14 protein-coding genes and 1 riboswitch are annotated in these 18,590 nt (G+C 63.9%); of the genes, 7 read left to right on the forward strand and 7 right to left on the reverse strand.

The window, feature by feature from the left end; genetic code table 11:
• Window positions 1-101: 101 nt before the first annotated feature.
• The gene (locus tag AAC640_RS08430) at window positions 102-773 is read left to right on the forward strand and encodes a glutathione S-transferase family protein (protein WP_340265674.1); all 672 of its coding nucleotides are present in this window, start codon (window positions 102-104) and stop codon (window positions 771-773) included.
• A 53-nt stretch (window positions 774-826) separates the two neighbouring features.
• Here the strand turns inward: AAC640_RS08430 and AAC640_RS08435 are convergent, their stop codons facing one another.
• Window positions 827-1,990, reverse strand: a complete 1,164-nt coding sequence (locus AAC640_RS08435) for a GGDEF domain-containing protein (protein WP_340265675.1) — start codon at window positions 1,988-1,990, stop codon at window positions 827-829.
• Between the two features lie 89 nt (window positions 1,991-2,079).
• Window positions 2,080-2,961 (reverse strand): LysR substrate-binding domain-containing protein, encoded by an 882-nt coding sequence (locus AAC640_RS08440; protein WP_340265676.1) that lies wholly within the window; start codon window positions 2,959-2,961, stop codon window positions 2,080-2,082.
• Window positions 2,962-3,294: 333 nt separating this feature from the next.
• Between AAC640_RS08440 and AAC640_RS08445 the strand changes: the two genes are divergently transcribed.
• The 3 genes from AAC640_RS08445 (at window position 3,295) to AAC640_RS08455 (ending at window position 7,747) form a co-directional block, all read left to right on the forward strand.
• The gene (locus AAC640_RS08445; protein WP_340265677.1) at window positions 3,295-5,589 is read left to right on the forward strand and encodes a CDC48 family AAA ATPase; all 2,295 of its coding nucleotides are present in this window, start codon (window positions 3,295-3,297) and stop codon (window positions 5,587-5,589) included.
• 154 nt (window positions 5,590-5,743) lie between these two features.
• Complete coding sequence (locus AAC640_RS08450; protein WP_340265678.1) at window positions 5,744-6,391, forward strand: class I SAM-dependent methyltransferase; 648 nt, start codon at window positions 5,744-5,746, stop codon at window positions 6,389-6,391.
• 90 nt (window positions 6,392-6,481) lie between these two features.
• Window positions 6,482-7,747, forward strand: coding sequence for a glutamate-5-semialdehyde dehydrogenase (locus AAC640_RS08455; protein WP_340265679.1), 1,266 nt, complete (start codon window positions 6,482-6,484; stop codon window positions 7,745-7,747).
• Between the two features lie 28 nt (window positions 7,748-7,775).
• On the opposite strand, the gene kdsA is transcribed toward AAC640_RS08455, so the two are convergent.
• Together kdsA and AAC640_RS08465 are read right to left on the reverse strand one after the other, a co-directional pair.
• Window positions 7,776-8,612 (reverse strand): 3-deoxy-8-phosphooctulonate synthase, encoded by an 837-nt coding sequence (kdsA, locus tag AAC640_RS08460; RefSeq protein WP_340265680.1) that lies wholly within the window; start codon window positions 8,610-8,612, stop codon window positions 7,776-7,778.
• 398 nt (window positions 8,613-9,010) lie between these two features.
• A complete protein-coding gene (locus tag AAC640_RS08465) occupies window positions 9,011-9,307 on the reverse strand; it encodes a hypothetical protein (protein ID WP_340265681.1) in 297 nt (98 codons plus the stop codon).
• Window positions 9,308-9,389: 82 nt separating this feature from the next.
• Window positions 9,390-9,500: riboswitch (TPP riboswitch) on the forward strand.
• A gap of 51 nt (window positions 9,501-9,551) precedes the next feature.
• Between AAC640_RS08465 and AAC640_RS08470 the strand changes: the two genes are divergently transcribed.
• A complete protein-coding gene (locus tag AAC640_RS08470; RefSeq protein WP_340265682.1) occupies window positions 9,552-9,959 on the forward strand; it encodes a DUF2065 family protein in 408 nt (135 codons plus the stop codon).
• Between the two features lie 11 nt (window positions 9,960-9,970).
• Window positions 9,971-11,830 carry a phosphomethylpyrimidine synthase ThiC gene (thiC, locus tag AAC640_RS08475; protein WP_340265683.1) on the forward strand — a complete coding sequence of 620 codons (1,860 nt, stop codon included), beginning with the start codon at window positions 9,971-9,973 and terminating at the stop codon, window positions 11,828-11,830.
• Window positions 11,831-11,896: 66 nt separating this feature from the next.
• Here the strand turns inward: thiC and AAC640_RS08480 are convergent, their stop codons facing one another.
• Genes AAC640_RS08480 through AAC640_RS08490 form a run of 3 tightly spaced genes read right to left on the reverse strand, consistent with a single transcriptional unit; the run spans window position 11,897 to window position 17,556 of the window.
• The gene (locus AAC640_RS08480) at window positions 11,897-13,339 is read right to left on the reverse strand and encodes an efflux transporter outer membrane subunit (protein WP_340265684.1); all 1,443 of its coding nucleotides are present in this window, start codon (window positions 13,337-13,339) and stop codon (window positions 11,897-11,899) included.
• Window positions 13,332-16,421 (reverse strand): efflux RND transporter permease subunit, encoded by a 3,090-nt coding sequence (locus AAC640_RS08485; RefSeq protein ID WP_340265685.1) that lies wholly within the window; start codon window positions 16,419-16,421, stop codon window positions 13,332-13,334. The genes AAC640_RS08480 and AAC640_RS08485 overlap by 8 nt, the downstream gene beginning before the upstream one ends.
• A 1-nt stretch (window position 16,422) precedes the next feature.
• Window positions 16,423-17,556: an efflux RND transporter periplasmic adaptor subunit gene (locus AAC640_RS08490; RefSeq protein ID WP_340265686.1), complete on the reverse strand. Its 1,134-nt coding sequence runs from the start codon at window positions 17,554-17,556 to the stop codon at window positions 16,423-16,425.
• A 165-nt stretch (window positions 17,557-17,721) separates the two neighbouring features.
• On the opposite strand from AAC640_RS08490, the gene AAC640_RS08495 reads away from it, so the two are divergent.
• Window positions 17,722-18,408: a helix-turn-helix transcriptional regulator gene (locus AAC640_RS08495; protein ID WP_340265687.1), complete on the forward strand. Its 687-nt coding sequence runs from the start codon at window positions 17,722-17,724 to the stop codon at window positions 18,406-18,408.
• The last annotated feature ends 182 nt before the right edge of the window (window positions 18,409-18,590 follow it).

Genomic DNA, 18,590 nt, shown 5'->3' on the forward strand with positions numbered 1-18,590 from the left:
CGACGGCCGCCACAGTTTCCGCCGATATCGTCGGGAGATTAAGCACCATCATCCCATTTGCCGCTTTTCGACGGCCTCCGCTGGCCGTAACAGGAAGGTATATGTGGCGACTTTTCCAATTTCCGCTCTGTCCCTTTTCCCGCAAGGTCCGTCTGCTGCTCGGCGAAAAGGGGGTGGGCTACGACCTCGTGCGCGAATCGCCGTGGGAAGCGCGCGACGAATTTCTCGACCTCAATCCCGCCGGCACCACGCCGGTGATGGTGGATGAGGAAAAAGGCGTCACCCTGATCGACAGTCAGGCGATCTGCGAATATTTCGAGGAAACGGTCGAAAAATTCCCGCTCATTTCCGGCACCGCTTTCGGGCGGGCGGAAGTACGGCGGCTGACGGCGTTTTTCGATCAGAATTTCTACGGCGACGTGGTTGGGCCGTTGCTGCACGAGCGAATGAAGAAGCGCCTGATCGAACGCGCGCCGCCGGATGCCCGCGTCCTGCGCGAAGCGATGAAACGGGCCAATGTCCATATGGACTATATGGACTATCTGCTCGACCATCGCAGCTGGATGGCGGGCGGTACGCTGAGCCTGGCCGATATCGCGGCCGCCGCGCATCTCTCCGTCGCGGACTATCTGGGCGGCATCGACTGGGCGGGGCATGAGACGGTGAAGCGCTGGTATGCCGGCTTCAAGTCGCGCCCGTCCTTCCGGCCGTTGCTGTCAGAGAGGATGGAGGTGATCACCCCTCCGCCGCATTATGAAAAGCCCGATTTCTGACGGCGGATATGCCGACTTTCCTCAGGCCGTTTCCCTTCGGAAGCGACTTGTCGTCAATCCTCTTCCGCCGCCAGATAGACCCTGTTGCGGCCATGTTCCTTGGCCAGATACAAAGCCCGGTCCGCCGCCTTCAGCGCGGCGCGGGGGTCATCATAGACAAGCACATTGGCGACGCCCGCTGAAAAGCTGACGCGCTCCATCCGTTCGCCATTGGTGCGGTTAACCAGGCTGCGCGTCGAAAGATCCGCACGGACGCCGTCGACCGCCTCGCAGGCTTCGGCGGCCGTCTTGCCGCGAAACAGCATGACAAATTCCTCGCCGCCATGACGGGCGACGTGGCACTGGTCGTCGCTGACCTTGGCCAGCATGCCGGCAACGAACTTCAGGACCCGATCCCCCGTGTCGTGGCCATGCGTGTCGTTGATCAGCTTGAAATGATCGATGTCGCAAAAAGCCACGGCAAGCGACTGTCCTTCCTTTCGGGCCAGCGCTACCTCGTCGCGCAGCGTCCCTTCGAACGCGCGACGGTTGGGCAGACCCGTCAGATGGTCATGTTCGGCCGCCCGCCGGGCGGTGGCCAGGCTGGATCTGAGTGCATGGTTCTGCTTCTGGTTCTGCCGCAGCTGGGTCTCGACCTGGCGGGTTTTTTCCACCATTGACCGTGTGAGGGCGACCAGCCGCGTCAGCACCGGCTCACTGTCGGCACCGGCGGCCAGGCCTTTGACTTCTTCCTGCAGGGCGGCGCCATAATATTTCGCCGAATTGCGTGACTCGGTCATCAGGCCGGTGAATTCGGACAGATTCTGTTCGACCTTGTCGAGCATCGTCGCCAGCGCCTCGGGCGTCACCTCGTCAGATCGCTGCTCGGCGATGATGGCCTCGACCGTGCCGTTGTTGAGCTTGCCCCGCTCGGCCAGGACAGCGGCGATCGCCTTTTCCACGCCGATATGGGCGCCCGCGAGATAGTCGTGCGCCACGCCGAAGTTGAGCGGTGTCAGGTCCAGATCATGGGCAAAGAGGAAATCGCCGATGTCATTGTACAGCTTGCGGCGACGATTGACCTCGCGATGGGCGACGCTGCCCGCGCGGGGGCGTTGCGGCCCGGCCTCCTCGCCATGTTTTTCGTCGGTGTCCTTGCCGGACAGGCCCCTGGCCCAGCGGGTCAGCCGGTCGGTCAGGCCATGTTGCGCGTTCGCGGATGATGATGCCCCAGTCATAACCCGGTATAACGGCGCGACCCAATCTCGGTTAAGAGGCTGATGAGCAAAAAAAGACAAGCTGCTCTGACGCTTGCCTTATTGGCGCATTACAGGTCGGCGGCGATCAGCCAATCCCGGAAAATTCGCACTGCCCGGGTCTGCAGAGCGCGCGGTCGGCAAACAAAGAAGTAGCGGTAAGGGCTTGCCACCTTGGTCTCCGGAAACAGGCGCACCAGCCGTGCATCCTCGGCATCCTTGAAATGGCTGGCGTGCATCACCGCCACGCCCAGGCCCTGAGCCGCTGCTTCGAGGATCAACTGGCCCGAGTCATAATTGTCGATCGCAAGCGGCTGAAGGTCGGGAACGCCCACCGCTTCCTTAAAGGCGTCGAAAGCCTGCCCCATGTCGCGGTGAAGCAATATGGTGTGATGGGCAAGGTCCACGGGCGACGTGAGCGCATGCGGTGGCTCCAGCAGCGCCTTGCGTCCGATCAGATACACCTCGTCCTGGTCGAGCTCGTGGACATATAGCGCCGGGTCGACATCCTTCGCGAGCACGATCGCGGCATCCAGGCCTTCCCCCAACCGCGCCACCGCATAAGGGGTTGTTTCGATATCAATATGAAGCTGGGGATGCCGCTGACGCAGCGCACCCAAATGAGGGAATAGTCGCTGCATCGCAAACAGGGGCATCACCGCCAGGCGCAGGCGGAGCTGGTTGCCACCACTCTGTATGTTCTCCAGCGCCTGGCTAAGCGAATCAAGCGCGGGCGCGATCTCGTCAAGCAGGCGTTGCCCGTCTGCATTGATTTCCAGCGCCTGGTGTTTGCGGTCGAACAGCGGCTTGCCGATGAACCGTTCCAGCGCCTGAACACGGCGGCTGAGCGCCGGCGTTGAAAGCGCGAGTTCTTCCGCCGCCGCCTTGACTGATCCAAGACGCGCCACCTGAACAAATGCCTCAAGGGCGGTAAGAGGGGGCAATCTGCGCATGACAGTCAGTGTCGATCAGCAGGTCCGGCGCAAAACATCATCATTGGCAACCCCTTGGCATCGGGCATTTCCTGCCCTCTGTTTACGCATCAGGACAATATATCAACTGACAAGATGCAAAAAATGCAACTCACTGGATTTTTTTTGCAGTTGCGAAGATACATGCTGCTGTGCACATAGGGAAGGCCTTTCAGGCATCCTCTCCTAAAACTTTCATGGGCTGGCCCTTTGGGTCGGCCCTTTTTTTGTTTCCGGCAACGACATGTTTCGAGCCCTTTCCATGCGCTCCAACGTTTCCTATCTCGTTATGCGGTGACGAGAATGGGGATGGCGATGGCAGAACAAGAAAGAGCGGGGCGCAGGATTCAGGTCGCGAATGCACGGCCGGAGGATGCCGGGCGCGGTTTGGCGCGGCTACCTCTCCAGGTGATGGCGGAGATGACTCTCGCCGAGGGCGACGTCATCGAGATTGTCGGGAAGCGCTCCACCCCCGCACGCGTCGTGCGCCCCTACAAGGAAGATGAAGGCCTGGACGTATTGAGGCTGGATGGCCTGCAGCGCGCCAATGCAGGCGCAGGCTCTGGCGACTTCGTCCACATACAAAAGGTTGATCCGCGTCAGGCGCAACGGGTCATCTTCGCGCCCGCACAAAATAATCTGCGTCTTCAGGGCAATCCCGAGGCGCTCAAGCGCGTATTCTTCCAGCGTCCGCTCGCGGCCGGCGATGTTGTCGCGACGGCCGGCCAGCAGCAGGTGCCGCCCAGCGACATGCCCGCGCAGTTGCGGCAGATGCTGGCTGCGCCCGCCTATGCGCTGCAGGAGATTCGGCTAGTGGTGGTGTCGACCGTGCCCAAGGGCATCGTCCTGATCGACGCCGACACCGAAATCGAATTGCGCGCGGAATATGAGGAGCCGCGGGAGTCCCGCCGCGCCGATGTCACCTATGATGATGTGGGGGGCATGGCGGAAGCTATCGACCAGCTGCGGGAGATGGTTGAACTGCCGTTGCGCTATCCCGAATTGTTCGAGCGGCTGGGCGTTGATCCGCCCAAGGGCGTGTTGCTCCACGGTCCGCCGGGAACCGGCAAGACGCGCCTTGCCCGTGCGGTCGCCAATGAATCGGAAGCGGAATTCTTCCTGATCAACGGGCCTGAGATCATGGGATCGGCCTATGGCGAATCGGAAAAGCAGCTGCGCGAGATTTTCGAGGCGGCGGCGAAGTCCGCGCCGTCCATCCTCTTCATCGACGAGATCGATTCGATCGCGCCCAAGCGGGGGCAGGTGACGGGCGAGACGGAAAAGCGCCTGGTCGCCCAGCTGCTGACGCTGATGGATGGACTGGAGCCGCGCACGAACCTGGTCGTGATTGCCGCCACCAACCGTCCCGAAGCAATCGATGAGGCGCTGCGCCGGCCCGGCCGCTTCGACCGGGAGATCGTCGTGGGCGTTCCCGACGAACGCGGTCGGCGCGAGATATTGGGTATCCACACGCGGGGCATGCCGACCGCGGAGGGCGTGGACCTGGGTGAACTCGCGCGGATGACCTACGGTTTCGTTGGCGCCGACCTTGCCGCGCTGACCCGCGAGGCGGCGATCGAGACGGTTCGTCGCTTCATGCCGCGCCTCAATCTGGAAGAAGGGACGATACCGTCCGACGTGCTGGAGGAACTGTCCGTCACGCGGGAGGACTTCATGGCCGCGATCAAGCGCGTCCAGCCTTCTGCCATGCGGGAGGTGATGGTGCAGGCGCCGAACGTCGGCTGGGCCGATATCGGCGGCCTGGACGACGCACAGATGCGCCTCAAGGAAGGGGTGGAACTGCCGCTCAAGGACCCGGACGCCTTCCGTCGCATCGGCATCCGGCCAGCCAAGGGTTTCCTGCTCTATGGTCCGCCGGGCACCGGAAAGACGCTGCTTGCGAAGGCCGTCGCGCGCGAGGCGCAGGCCAATTTCATCGCCACCAAGTCGTCGGACCTGCTGAGCAAATGGTATGGGGAGAGCGAGCAGCAGATCGCCCGCCTCTTCGCCCGCGCGAGGCAGGTTGCTCCCACGGTCGTCTTCATCGACGAACTGGACAGCCTCGTGCCGGCGCGTGGCGGTGGCCTGGGTGAACCGGCGGTGACGGAGCGGGTTGTGAACACGATCCTTGCCGAGATGGACGGGCTGGAGGAACTGCAATCGGTGGTCGTGATCGGCGCTACCAATCGGCCGACGCTGATCGATCCGGCGTTGCTGCGGCCGGGGCGTTTCGACGAACTGATCTATGTCCCAGTTCCGGATCGCGCGGGGCGGCTGCGCATCCTGAAGATCCATACCGGCAGGATGCCTCTGGCGGATGACGTCGACCTCGACATCCTGTCGGAGCGGACCGAACGGTTCACCGGCGCGGACCTTGAGGACCTGGTGCGCCGCGCCGGCCTGATCGCGCTGCGCCAGTCGCTGTCCGTCGAAAAGGTCAACCAGGCGCATTTCGAGACCGCTCTGGAGGAAACTCGCGCATCCGTCACGCCGGAGATGGAGCGTGAATATGAGCAGATCCAGGCGCAACTGAAGCAGAGCGCCATGCGCATGGATCCGATCGGCTTCGTGTCGCCCGGCATGTTGCGGGCGCGCGAGCGCGAATCCTGACGAAGGCTGGCGAACAGGCGGATGAACCCATCCGCCTGTTCGTGCGTTCGTTTGCCGGATCGAGCCTTTGGCGTTCGGTCCTTTTTGCAAAGCGGCTTGCAAGGCGGGCGGTTATTTGCAACGCCCGCAGATCAAGGCAAACAGGCGAGAGTTGATGGCCTCCATTCCCGTGAAGAAGACTGAACAAGGCCGGCGTGATAAGGATCGGTCGGCGTCATTCCTGACCCAGTGGACCATGTTCTTCCGCCAGTTCGTCAAGCATCCGGGGATGATCGGATCGGTCATCCCATCCTCGACCAGCCTGGTTGAGAGCATGCTCGACGGTGTGGATTGGCATAATACGCGCCTGTTCGTGGAATATGGCCCGGGCGTTGGCACCTTCACTCGGCCCGTTCTCGACCGGTTGCATCCGGATGCGACCCTGCTCGCCATTGACCTCAATCTTGATTTCGTCGCGTTTCTCGAAGCGCAGATCGATGATCCACGGCTTAAGGTGGTGAACGGGTCGGCGGCGGATGTGCGGCGGTTCATCGCCGAAGCGGGGCACAGGCAGGCGGATTATGTCCTGTCCGGCATTCCCTTTTCCACCCTGCCCGACGGCGTTGGCGAGCATATCTGCGGCGAGACGCGCGCGGCGCTGCGCCCCGACGGCGCTTTCCTTGTCTATCAATATTCCGCCTATGTGCGCCAGTTTCTGCTGGGCAATTTCGATGCTGTCGACCAGCGCATGGAGTGGCGCAATATCCCGCCTTGCCGCATCTTTCGCGCGGTAAAAAGGGAATCGCTGGCGCAGGCGGCCTGATCGGAGGGTTCCAACGCCAGCCGAACCGATCTGGCCGTTTCGCTGTGCATCCCTTTCATGCTAAAGGCGCGGGCGAAAGGCATTGATCCCATGAACGACCTGGCCCAGACCCCCGAAATGCTGATCGCTACGCTGGGCGCCCGCGGCCGCGCGGCCGCGCTGGTGCTGGCAACCGCGAGCGACGCGCAAAAGATTGACGCGCTGCATCGGGCGGCGCAGGCCCTGCGGGATCAGGCGCCGCAGATCATCGCCGCCAACGCGCGCGACATGGAAAATGCGGCCGCCAACGGGTTGTCGCCAGCCTTGCTCGACAGGCTGCGGCTGGACGAGGACCGGGTGCTCGCCACGGCGGCAGGCGTCGACCAGGTCGCGACGCTCGACAATCCGCTGGGCAGCGTGATCGACCGGCAGGTCCGCCCCAATGGCATGGAACTGTCGCGCGTGCGCGTGCCCTTGGGCGTGATCGGCATCATCTATGAAAGCCGTCCCAATGTGACCGCCGACGCCGCCGCCCTTTGCCTGCGCGCCGGCAATGCCGTGATCCTGCGCGGCGGCAGCGAGGCCAGGGAAAGCAATCGCGCGATCCACGCCGCCATGGTCGAAGGAATCGTCGCAGCCGGCCTGCCGGCCGATGTCGTGCAACTGGTCCCCACGACGGACCGCGCCGCGGTGGGCGCGCTGCTCAAGGCGGCCGAATATATCGACCTCATCGTGCCGCGGGGCGGCAAGAGCCTGGTCGCGCGCGTACAGGAAGAAGCGCGCGTTCCCGTGCTCGCCCATCTGGACGGAATCAACCACAGCTATGTCGACGGCGCGGCCGATTCCGACATGGCGCGCAAGCTGGTGGTCAACGCCAAGATGCGCCGCACCGGCATTTGCGGCGCCACCGAAACGGTGCTGATCGACCGGGGCTTTTCGGACGCGCCCGCGATCGTGAAGGCTCTGCTCGACGCGAAGTGCGAAGTCCGCGGCGACGACGCGGTGCAGGCGATGGACGCGCGCGTAAAGCCGGCCAGCGAGGAAGACTGGGATACCGAATATCTCGATGCCATCGTCTCGGTCCGCCAGGTCGACGGCATCGACGAAGCGCTGGCGCACATCGCAGCCCACGCCAGCCACCATACCGACGCGATTATCACCGAGGATGCGGAAAAGGCCGAGCGGTTCCTGAACGCGGTCGACAGCGCCATCGTCATGTGGAACGCCTCCACCCAGTTTGCGGACGGCGGGGAATTCGGCCTGGGGGCAGAGATTGGCATTTCCACCGGCCGGCTTCATGCGCGGGGGCCGGTCGCTCTTGAAGGCCTCACCACCTACAAGTGGCTCGTGCGCGGAACAGGCCAGACCCGGCCCTGATACAGGGCGAACGGGGAGGTGAGGGGGCTTAGCCTTTCACCGCCCCGTCGATCGCCTTCAGCTTCTCCAGCAAGGGGCCGACCCACTCCACCGGCAGCATCACCGGCCCGTCCGACGGCGCCCGGTCGGGATCGTCATGCGCCTCGGCAAAGATTGCGGCCACGCCCGCGGCCACCGCGCTGCGCGCCAACAGCGGGGCAAATTCGCGTTGCCCGCCAGAGGCTGACCCGAGCCCACCGGGTTGCTGCACCGAATGGGTGGCGTCGAACACGACCGGATAGCCGGACTGCGCCATCACCGGCAACGACCGCATGTCGCTGACCAATGTGTTGTAGCCGAAGCTGGCGCCGCGCTCGGTCAGCAATATGCGCTCATTGTCCGTGGAGGCGACCTTCTGCGCCACCGCCGCCATGTCCCAAGGCGCAAGGAACTGGCCCTTCTTCACATTGACGGCCGCGCCGGTTCGCCCTGCCGCGACCAGCAAATCAGTCTGGCGGCACAGAAAGGCCGGGATCTGCAATATGTCCACGGCCTGGGCCGCCGCCGTGACCTGCCCGGCCTCATGCACGTCGGTCAGGACAGGGCAGCCGAACGCCGCCCTTATTTCGGCCAGGATCTTCAGTCCCGCATCGATACCGATGCCCCGCTGCCCGGACACCGACGTCCGATTGGCCTTGTCGAAGGAAGATTTGAAGATGAAGGGCACGCCGGCCAGGGCCGCCATCTCCGACAGCCGCTCCGCCATCATGAAGGCGTGATCGCGGCTTTCGATCTGGCAGGGGCCGGAAATCAGCACGAAGGGCAGGTCGTTGCCGATCGTCACAGGAGCGGATTTCGGTCCGACGGTAACATGCTTGTGGGTCATGCCGCTCACTTCGGCGCTTTCGCGAAGCAGCGCAAGAGTTGTCCCCGCTACAGTCCCTTGCCGGGATGATAATTCCAGCCGCCACCGGTGACGGCCGGGTTCGAACCGAACCGACCAGCCGTCTGACGATACAGCCGAGGACGGGAATGAAGCTGATGTCTGAAGAGGTCCTGACCGCATCGCGCCCGATCCATAAACCGTAACCTTCGCGCCACGGTCAGGGCGCAAACCATCCTATTGCCTGTTCAGACCCGATTCTATCCTGTCCTACATCCGTCCGACCTGCCTATCCTCGCCCCGTATTTGAAATGTCGGAACCTTCAGGCAGACGGCTACGCGCGCCCGTGCACGCGCGCGCATATGGTGTGAACTTCGGCGCAAAATGGCGGAAAATGGCATCATTCCTTCACCCGCCCCACCATCGCCTGTCCTACAGCCTTCTGCCGTACATAGCGGCGCTTGAGCATCACGCTCGCTGTCAGCAGCGGCACGGCGGCGATCACGCCCATCGCGCCCAGCATGGGCGGCCACAATCCGAACAGGCTGTGGACATTCAGCGCGGAAGGCGCCAGCAGCAGTAGAAACCCTGCTGTCAGCAGCCACAACCCCCAGCGGCGCGGTCGCACCGCGATCATGCGCATCTCGTGGCGGTGAGCCTTGCGGCCGTCCTTCGTCGTCAGATCATGATGCTTCATCGCCGCTCATCAAGCGGAAAAGCCGCTGCTTTGTCCAGCCGTGGAAACGGGTTTCGCCGGGGCGCATAATCGGCTACACGGCTTTGCATCCCCGGGGGACCGCTCACAAGCGGTTGAGAGGCGGCTGACGTGGCCGCGACCCGCTGAACCTGATCCGGATAAGACCGGCGTAGGGAGGGACGGCTTGTGCAGGCAAACCGGGCCCCATCCTCCGCCACCGCGCCAAGAGGAGGACGGAACTGCCATGACCACCATTTCCGTCCTGACCCTGCGCCTTGCCGAAGCGATCGGCCTCTACATGATCGTCATCGGTATTGGCGGCCTCACTGCGGCCGACCGTTGGCGGGCGATGATGGACGATCTGGAACGCTCGCCGGGCCTTGTCATGGGGATGGGCTTTGCCGTCTTTGCCGTAGGCACCGCACTGGTCCTTGTCCACAGCATCTGGACGGACCCGCTCGCCATCGTCATCAGCCTGATCGCTTATGTCGCGCTGATCGAAGGCGCGCTGCTGCTCGCCGTTCCAGGTCCGCTGATCAAGATCGGCCATTGGTCGCTCCACTTCACCCGCGCCTGGGCGATCCTCTCGATCCTGCTCGGCATCCTCCTCTTCCTCGCCGGCCTTACCGGCCGCGCTACCGTCATCGCCTGAAAGGAAAGCATATGGCCGACATTCCCGCCCGCACCGAAATGCGCGTCACCACAGGCCCCATCCGGGGATCGCGCAAGATCCATGTCGGGCCGCTCAAAGTGGCCATGCGCGAAATCGATCTGGAACCCGGCAGCGGCGAACCGTCGGTGCGCGTCTATGATACCTCCGGCCCCTATTCGGACCCCGATGCCCGCATCGACATCATGGCCGGCCTGCCGGCGCTGCGCCGCGACTGGATCATTGGCCGCGGTGATGTCGAAGAATATGACGCGCGCACTATCAAGCCTGAGGATAACGGCCTGAAAGGCCCCGACCGTTCGGCCGGCGTCCAGCCCTTTCCCAACACGGTCAACCGGCCGCTTCGCGCCAGGTCGGGCATGAACGTGTCGCAGATGCATTATGCCCGTCGAGGCATCATCACGCCCGAAATGGAATATGTGGCAGAGCGCGAAAATCTGGGCCGCGCTCGCCTCGCGGAATATGTGCGCGACGGACAGGACTGGGGCGCATCGATCCCCGACTATGTGACACCGGAATTCGTTCGCGACGAAGTGGCCCGGGGCCGCGCGATCATTCCGTCAAACATCAACCATCCCGAAACCGAGCCGATGGCGATCGGCCGCAATTTCCTGGTCAAGATCAACGCGAATATCGGCAACAGCGCCGTCGCCTCCGACGTGGCGAGCGAAGTCGACAAGCTCGTCTGGTCGATCCGCTGGGGCGCGGACACAGTGATGGACCTGTCCACGGGGCGGAACATCCACGACACCCGCGAATGGATCATGCGCAATTCGCCGGTGCCGATCGGCACGGTCCCCATCTATCAGGCACTCGAAAAGGTTGGCGGCATTGCCGAAGAACTGACCTGGGACATCTTCCGCGACACCCTCATCGAACAGGCAGAACAGGGCGTCGACTATTTCACCATCCATGCCGGCGTGCGCCTGCCCTACATCCCTATGACGGCGAAGCGGGTCACCGGCATCGTGTCGCGCGGTGGGTCGATCATGGCGAAATGGTGCCTCGCGCACCACAAGGAGTCGTTCCTCTACGAGCATTTCGACGAGATCACCGAGATCATGAAGGCCTATGACATCGCCTATTCACTGGGCGACGGCCTGCGCCCCGGCTCGATCGCGGACGCCAATGACGAGGCGCAGTTCGCCGAGCTCTATACGCTGGGCGAACTGACCAAGCGCGCCTGGGAACAGGATGTACAGGTCATGATCGAGGGGCCGGGCCATGTGCCCATGCACAAGATCAAGCAGAATATGGACAAGCAACTTGAGGCGTGCGGCGAGGCGCCCTTCTATACGCTCGGGCCGCTGACCACCGACATCGCGCCGGGCTATGACCATATCACCAGCGGCATCGGCGCGGCGATGATCGGCTGGTATGGCACGGCGATGCTTTGCTACGTCACGCCCAAGGAGCATCTGGGCCTGCCCGACCGGGACGACGTGAAGGTCGGGGTCGTCACCTACAAGCTCGCCGCCCATGCCGCCGACCTTGCAAAGGGGCATCCGGCGGCGAAGGTGCGGGACGATGCGCTGAGCCGTGCCCGCTTCGAATTCCGCTGGCGCGATCAGTTCAACCTGTCGCTCGATCCGGACACGGCGGAAAAATATCACGATCAGACGCTGCCGGCCGAAGGCGCCAAGACCGCGCATTTCTGCTCGATGTGCGGCCCCAAATTCTGCTCGATGAAGATCACGCAGGAAGTGCGCGACTTCGCGGCCAAGCAGAACCAGCCGGCCGACAGCTTCATTGCGGCGGAGGATGCCGAACAAGGGATGGCCCAGATGAGCGAAATATTCCGGCAGACCGGCAGCGAGCTATATATGGGTGCTGACGGGCGAGAGCGTGACTGAAAAGGTGAGGGGCCACCGATGCTTCGGGTATCGGCCTGGCCCTGTCCGCGTCAGCCGGTCTGTCATTCAATGGATCGCCGACGCCTGCTCGGCCTCCAGACCATGCTGCCATCCACCACCCAGCGCCTTGAACAGGTCCACCCGCGCTGAGGCGAGCCGCTGCACGGAACCGGCATAGGCGCTGCGGGCGGAAAGCATGTCGGCCTGGGCAATGAGCAGGTCCAGATAGCCGATGGACCCCGCGCGGTATCGCAGGTCGGCGAGCCTGTATGCCTCGCCGGCGCGCAGCTGCGCCTCGCGCAGCGACCCGAGCCGATCCTGCTCGGTGGCGACGATCGTCAGAGCCTGCTCGACTTCCTTGAGCGCATTGAGCACGCGCCCGTCGAACGTCGCCAGCGACGCGTCGCCCTGCGCTTGTGCCTGGCGTATTCGCGCGCGCGCGACCGCGATATTGGGGAAGCTCCACGAGATGAGCGGCCCCAACGAGAAGGAGAAGGAATCTCCGCCCCTCAGCATATCGTTGCGGAAGAAGTTGCCCGACCCGCCCAGACTGACCTTGGGGTACAGATCCGCCGTCGCAACACCGATCCGCGCCGTATCGGCCGCGAGTTGCCGTTCCGCCTGACGAAGATCCGGCCGACGCCGGAGCAAGGTGGCGCCGTCTCCGACCGGCAGGATCGCCGCCGGTTCGGGCGCCTGCGAACAGGTGCGGGCAGCCTCGGGAATATCGCCCGGCGTCGTGCCGATCAGCGCCGCCAGTTCGAACAGCGCGACCTGGCGCTGGCCTTCAAGGGCCGGGATAGCCGATCGCGCCGTCGCCGCCGCCGCGCCCGCCCGTTCCACGTCGAGCTTGCCGACCGATCCGGCCCGTTCCTGCGCCGTGACGAGCCGCAAACTGTCGCTGCTGGTTTGGAAGGATTGCCGCGCGACATCGATCGCATAGGCATAGGCGCACGCATTGACATAGGCGCGCGTCGTTTCGGCCGCGACGGTCACGCGCACCGCATCGCGCGCCGCTTCGACGGCTTCGGTGTCCGCTCGCGCAGCTGCGATGGCGCGGCTGACGCGGCCGAACAGATCGACCTCCCACGCGAGCGATAGCCCACCCGATTGCGACCATTGCGCGTCGCCCTGATTGCCCGCAACGCCCGTCTGTCCCGTCCCCTGGACCCCATCGCCATAAGTGACGCCACCATTGAGCGTGGTGGACGGCAATCGCGCGGTCCGGGCTTCGCCGAGCACCGCACGCGCCCGCGCGAGGTTCGCGGCAGCGACGCGCAGATCGGCATTGGCGACCAAGGCGCGCTCGACCAAAGCGTCCAGCGCGGGGTCGCGGTACAGGCGCCACCAGTCGTCGGGCAGTTGAGCCGCCGGGTCGAAGCCGGCGCCCTTCGTCACGAACGGCGTGGCCGTGGCTGGAGCCATCTTGGGCGGTTGATAATCGGGGCCAACGGCGCAGGCGGAGGCCAGCAGCGGCGCGATCAAGCCTAGGACTGCGAACTTACGCATGAGCCAGCCCTCCTTCGGCTGTGGGCCGGTCGGTGGGCGGTGGCTGGTTTTGCGGCTTCGAGCGGTGGTCGCCGGCGAGCAGGGTGTAGACGGTCGGCAGCACGAATAGGGTGAACAGGGTGCCGACCAGCATGCCCATCACAACGACGATGCCGATCGCGAAGCGGCTGTTCGCGCCTGCGCCCGCCGCGAACAGGAGCGGCACGAGACCCGCGACCATGGCGGCGGTCGTCATGAGCACCGGACGCATGCGGACCGCGGCGGCGTGACGGATCGCTTCCGCCCGGCCCCATCCCTGCGTGTGCTGCATTTCGTTGGCGAACGAGACCATCAGGATGCCATGCTTCGAGATCAGGCCGATGAGCGTGACGAGGCCGATCTGAGTATAGATGTTGAGGGTCGTGAAGCCCAGATACAGCGGCACCAGTGCGCCGCAGACCGCCAGCGGCACCGTCACGAGGATCACCAGCGGATCGCGGAAGCTCTCAAACTGTGCGGCGAGCACCAGAAAGATCACGATCAGCGCGAAGGCGAAGGATATCGTCAGTTGATTGCCTTCGTGCACATATTGCCGGCTGTTCGACAGCCAGTCGACCGTCGTCCCCGGCGGCAGGGGCTGGCTTTTGAGGAAGTCGACGGCCTGGCCCATGGTAACGCCGGGCAGCAGCACCGCCGAAAGCGTGGCCGAGTTCATCTGGTTGAACTGCGGCAGCCGGTTGGGCTGCGACCGGATTTCGACTTTCGCGACCGTGGACAGCGGGACAAGCTTGCCCGACGCGGCCTTGACGTAGAATTCGCCCAGACTGTCTGGGGTGATGCGCTTGCCTTGCGGCACCTGGGCGATGACGTCGTAGGAGCGATCATGCCAGTTGAAGCGGTTGACGTAGTTTTCGCCGACCAGCACGGCCAGCGTGTCGGCGATCTCGGCCATGGTCACGCCCATCTCACCGGCCTTGGCCTGATCGATGCTGATGTGGGCTTCCGGGCTGTCGAAGGCGAGGTCGCTGTCGACGAAGGCGAACAGGCCGCTGCCCCAAGCAGCGCCCTTGATGGCTTCCAGGCTTTTATAGATTTCGGGAAAATCGTCGGCCGATCGGATCACCATCTGGACCGGCAGGCCGCCGCTGCCGGCGGGAAGCGGGCTGGCCTGAAAGGCGGTCGCGTAGACGCCGGTGACAGCGCCGGTGCGGCCCGTCAGTTCCGCCTGAATCTGGTCCGCATTGCGGGTGCGATCGGCCCAGTCCTTCATCACGATGACGCCGAAGCCACCATTGGCGCCCTGTTCGCCACCGGTTCCGAAGAAGCTGGCGGCATATTCAGGAAATTGGTGGAAGATTCTCTCGACCTCGGCGTTGAATCGTGCCGTGTAGCTGGCGTTCGCATATTGCGGCGCCTTGGTCTGGACGAGAACGTAACCCATGTCCTCCTGGGGCGCCAACTCGCTCTTGGAGCCGGCAAACAGCACCCCGATCGCTACGAGGACCGTGATGCCGACGATCAGCACGGCCGTGCGCGCCGCCAAGGTCTTGTCGAGCAGCCGGACATAGGTTTCGGTCGCCCGGTGCATCGTGCGCTCGACGGCCTGGGCCAGTTTTCCTTCGCCAATCTTGGGCTTGAGCAACATGCCGCTCATCATCGGCGACAGGGTGAGCGCTATCACGCCCGATACGATCACGGACCCGGCGAGTGTGAAGGCGAACTCGCGGAACAACGCCCCCGTAAGCCCTCCCATCAGGCCGATCGGTGCGTAGACGGCAGCCAGCGTGATGGTCATGGCGATCACCGGCCCGATGATCTCTCGCGCGCCGACCAGCGCCGCATCGAGCGGCGACAGGCCGTCTTCGATGTGGCGGTGGATATTTTCCACCACGACGATGGCGTCATCGACGACGAGGCCGATCGCCAGCACCATGGCGAGCAGGGTGAGCAGGTTGAGCGAAAAGCCAAAGGCCAGCATCAGCGCCGCCGTGCCGAGCAGCGACAGGGGAATCGTGACCACCGGAATGATGACGGCCCTGAAGGTGCCCAGAAACAGGAAGATCACGAAGATCACGATCAGGATCGCCTCGATCAGCGTATGTTCGACTTCCTGAATGGATGCATCGACGAACTGCGCGACGTCGAACCCGCTCGAAACCTTGAGGCCGGGGGGCGCCACGCGCTGAATGTCGGGGATCAGCGCCTTGACCGCGCGCACGATCTCCAGCGGATTGCCATCGGGCGTGGGGGATATGGCGATTGAAACGCCGGGCCGGCCCGATGAAAGGGCGCTGCCATCATAATTCTGGCCACCCAGCTCGACGGTCGCGACATCGCCGATGCGCACCACATTGTCCCGGCCGGTCTTGAGCACCATCTGGCGGAATGAATCGACGCTGCGCAGATCGGTGCCGGCCGTGATGTTGATCGCGGTGCTTTCGCTCTTGAGCTGTCCGGGCGCCGCCTGGACATTGTTCGCCCGCAGCGCATTGGCAAGGTCGCTTGCGGTCAGGCCGCGCGCGGCGAGCTTCACCGGATCGACCCAGATGCGCATCGCTAGCGGCGCGCCGCCCGTGATCGCCGCCGAAGCGACGCCGGGAACGGAGGTGATGAGAGGCTGGGCGACCCGCGTCGCGAAGTCGGCCATTTGCGACGCGGATAGCGTGTCGCTGGCGAAGGATACATATTGTATCGCCGACGCGCCGTCGGTGATCTTGGAGATCACCGGATCAGTGGTCCCCGCGGGCAGGCGGTATTTGACCTGCTGGACCTTCGCGAGGACCTCCGTCATCGAACGGTCGGCATTGGCGTTGAGGACCAGCTTGGCCCGGATCTGGCTCTTGCCCTGGCTGGAGGTCGAGGTCAGATATTCGATGCCGTTCGCCGTGGCTATCGCCTGCGAGATCGGCGTGGTGACGAAGCCGTGCATCACCTCTTGTGAAGCGCCCGGCAACGACGTGTCGATCGTGATCGTCGCGCTTTCCATGCCGGGATATTGGCGGATCGGCAGGTTGAACAGCGCGCTCAGGCCGGCGAGCAGGATCAGCAGGCTGACCACGATCGCGAGGATCGGCCGGCGAATGAAAAGGTCGGTGAACGCCATATCAGCGAACCCCTGCCGGGACGGCCCGGACGACCTTGACCGTGGTGCCTGGCTGCACGCGCAACTGGCCATCCGCGACGACGACGTCACCGGAGCGGAGGCCCTTGTCGATCACGACATCGTTACCGACGCGGCGGCCGGCCTGGACCGGCACGATCTCCGCCTTGCCGCCTGTGCGGGCGTTTTTGCCCCGGATGACGATCACGCTGTCGCCCTGCGCCGAGGCTTGGATCGCGGTTGCCGGCACGACGAGAACAGCTTGCTGCGGTGGCAGCGTGAGTCCAGCCGTCACATACATGCCGGGGCGCAGCGTCCGATCACTATTCGGCAGGATCGCCTGCACGGTGACGTTGCGCGTATCCGCGCCGACCTGTGGCTCGATGGCATTGACTCGCGCGGTGAAAGTGCGGCCCGGAAAAGCATCGCTGGTGACGGATACGGTCGATCCCGGCTTCAGACGCGCAAGTTCCTGCTGGGGAATCGCGAACTCGACATAGAGAGAGTCGAGCGCCGTCAGCGTTGCGACGGGATCACCGGGGTTGATAAACTGCCCCAGATTGACGCGGCGGATGCCGATCTCGCCCGAAAAGGGCGCGCGGACCTGCTTCTGGATCATGCGCGCATCGATTTGCCGCACCGCAGCTATCGCCTGGTCGCGCTCGGCTCGCCGCTGTTGCAGCAATTCGCGCGGCTCGGCCCCCGTCGGGGCAAGTTGCTCCGAGCGGGCCAGTTGTATGCCGCTGAACGCCGCCTTGGCTTTTGCGGCCTCGCGATCGGCGCGTTCGGGCCCATCGAACAACTGCACGAGAAGCGCCCCGGCCCGCACGTTGGAACCGGCCGAGAAGTTTATGGCCGACACCCGGCCCGCGACCTCGCTCGAGAGCGTTACCTCGCGAACCGCCGCAAGTGTGCCGACGGCGTTCAAAGACAGGGGCATGTCGCGCGGAGCAACGACCGCAACGGCGACCGGGACGGCCTGCTGTTGCCAATGCTGGGCTTGGCCGCTTTTCACCGTGCGCCAGAGAAACAGGCCACCCAGTATCGCTGCCAGAACGATGACGGTGAGAATGATGGTTTGACCTTGCGGGCGCGAGGTCGGAAGCGGAGGAGGGATATCGTGAAGCGAGTCCGTCATGCTTCGGCCTTCCCGCCTAGCGTGCTGACGACGGGTTTGGATGGTGCGGAGCCGTTCAGATCCACCTTCAAGATCCCCCTTTTTTAGAACTCTCAGCCACACTTGCGCATGCGGACAAGTTTGGATATTTTCCAACTCATGGCTTTGAAAACCAAACCGTCAAATATGTCAAGCTCCACGTTGGAATATTCAGGCTGGTCAACGCGGACGCCCGGCGACCGCATATTGATGGCTCTCAAATTGCAGGGTCGCCTCTCATCGGCTGCGATCGGCAAGAAGCTCGGGATCACCGGCGAAGCGGCTCGCCAGCAACTGATGCGCCTGGCGGAGCAGAAGCTCGTCGTTGCAACAAGCGAGGCCAGAGGCGTTGGTCGGCCGCAACAATGTTGGGACCTGACCGCCGCGGCGCAGTCGCGGTTTCCCGACACTTGCGCCAGCCTGACGGAGCAGCTGCTCGATATCATCCGCACCCACATGGGCGAGTCGGCGCTCGACATGATCATCAATGTCCGTGAGAGCGGGACGCAGCGCCGATATCTGGAGGCGCTGGGCGGCAAGCATCTGCTGCGCGACCGGGTAGCCGCTCTGGCCGCATTGCGCTCCGAGGAAGGCTATATGGCTGATTGGCGGGAGGAAGACGACGGGTCATTCCTGTTGATCGAGAACCATTGCCCGATCAGCCCGGTGGCAGCAGCTTGCGGTCGTTTCTGCAGCGCCGAACTGGAAATGTTCGGAACCGCACTCGGTCCTACCGTGTCGATCCATCGCGCGGAGCACATCATCCAGGGTGGCCGCAGATGTACTTACGTCATCCGGGAGGCGGATCTTTCCGCTGAGCAAGAGCCAGAATGAAAAAGCCCCAAAGGGCACCGGCTATGTGGGCAAGGTCAACAATGGGTCGGTTGTCGTGAGCGCTGGCCGGGCGCTAAAAATCCGGGGGTCATGATGGGGTCTGCCTTCAGGCATCGCGCTCTTGGATCGGTTCACGGCATCGGGTTTCTGCGTAGAATTCCCCATTATGAGGGGGAAGGCAC

It is taken from the genome of Sphingobium mellinum, assembly GCF_037860795.1.
GTDB classification, from domain to species: Bacteria; Pseudomonadota; Alphaproteobacteria; order Sphingomonadales; family Sphingomonadaceae; genus Sphingobium; species Sphingobium mellinum.

Excerpts from the sequence above, each read along its gene's own strand:
- AAC640_RS08465 (WP_340265681.1), bottom strand. The coding sequence starts at position 9,307 with ATGAAGCATCATGATCTGACGACGAAGGACGGCCGCAAGGCTCACCGC.
- AAC640_RS08455 (WP_340265679.1), top strand. The coding sequence starts at position 6,482 with ATGAACGACCTGGCCCAGACCCCCGAAATGCTGATCGCTACGCTGGGC.
- kdsA (WP_340265680.1), bottom strand. The coding sequence starts at position 8,612 with ATGACCCACAAGCATGTTACCGTCGGACCGAAATCCGCTCCTGTGACG.
- AAC640_RS08470 (WP_340265682.1), top strand. The coding sequence starts at position 9,552 with ATGACCACCATTTCCGTCCTGACCCTGCGCCTTGCCGAAGCGATCGGC.
- AAC640_RS08435 (WP_340265675.1), bottom strand. The coding sequence starts at position 1,990 with ATGACTGGGGCATCATCATCCGCGAACGCGCAACATGGCCTGACCGAC.
- thiC (WP_340265683.1), top strand. The coding sequence starts at position 9,971 with ATGGCCGACATTCCCGCCCGCACCGAAATGCGCGTCACCACAGGCCCC.
- AAC640_RS08485 (WP_340265685.1), bottom strand. The coding sequence starts at position 16,421 with ATGGCGTTCACCGACCTTTTCATTCGCCGGCCGATCCTCGCGATCGTG.
- AAC640_RS08440 (WP_340265676.1), bottom strand. The coding sequence starts at position 2,961 with ATGCGCAGATTGCCCCCTCTTACCGCCCTTGAGGCATTTGTTCAGGTG.
- AAC640_RS08490 (WP_340265686.1), bottom strand. The coding sequence starts at position 17,556 with ATGACGGACTCGCTTCACGATATCCCTCCTCCGCTTCCGACCTCGCGC.
- AAC640_RS08445 (WP_340265677.1), top strand. The coding sequence starts at position 3,295 with ATGGCAGAACAAGAAAGAGCGGGGCGCAGGATTCAGGTCGCGAATGCA.
- AAC640_RS08430 (WP_340265674.1), top strand. The coding sequence starts at position 102 with ATGTGGCGACTTTTCCAATTTCCGCTCTGTCCCTTTTCCCGCAAGGTC.
- AAC640_RS08450 (WP_340265678.1), top strand. The coding sequence starts at position 5,744 with ATGGCCTCCATTCCCGTGAAGAAGACTGAACAAGGCCGGCGTGATAAG.
- AAC640_RS08480 (WP_340265684.1), bottom strand. The coding sequence starts at position 13,339 with ATGCGTAAGTTCGCAGTCCTAGGCTTGATCGCGCCGCTGCTGGCCTCC.
- AAC640_RS08495 (WP_340265687.1), top strand. The coding sequence starts at position 17,722 with ATGTCAAGCTCCACGTTGGAATATTCAGGCTGGTCAACGCGGACGCCC.